Source organism: Dietzia sp. SYD-A1, from assembly GCF_015356725.1.
Taxonomy (GTDB): domain Bacteria; phylum Actinomycetota; class Actinomycetes; order Mycobacteriales; family Mycobacteriaceae; genus Dietzia.
Genome location: NZ_JADDKI010000604.1, coordinates 1 through 424, shown reverse-complemented (window position 1 = coordinate 424; position 424 = coordinate 1). Strand labels below are relative to the sequence as shown.

Sequence of the window (424 nt, the reverse complement as noted above, 5' to 3'; positions counted from 1 at the left end):
GCACTCCGCCGTACTCTCGGCGCGCTTCGAGCCATTACTGACCCATGCTCCTAGGCCCAGGGCAGGGGGCCCAGGTTCCGCGCCGCCCACTCCCGTACGGCCTCGAGGGAGCGGACATCGAGGTCGGTGGTGTCCACCTCGATCGCGTCGGGCCAGGGCGCCCGGTCCGCGAGTTGTCGCGCGAGCACCGACACGGTCGCCTCCGACGGATCGGACCCGATGCGTCGCCGCTGCTCGATCCGCCGGACCAGTTCCTCGTGCGGAGCCGTGCAGGCGACCTCCACGAGCTCGGCGCGTGCATCGGCGGCGACGGTCTCCGCCTCCGCGCGGCGACGAGGGTTCAGCCAGGTCGCGTCGAGGACGACGCTGCGCCCCAACGCGAGCAGCTGCCCGGCCCGATCGAGCATCCGGCCGTAGACTGCGG

General features: G+C 72.9%; 1 protein-coding gene. It reads right to left on the bottom strand.

The features are described from left to right. Positions 1 to 50: 50 nt before the first annotated feature. A partial coding sequence (locus tag IY392_RS17615) for an AAA family ATPase (RefSeq protein ID WP_194861932.1) occupies positions 51 to 424 on the bottom strand: 374 nt, incomplete at its 5' end.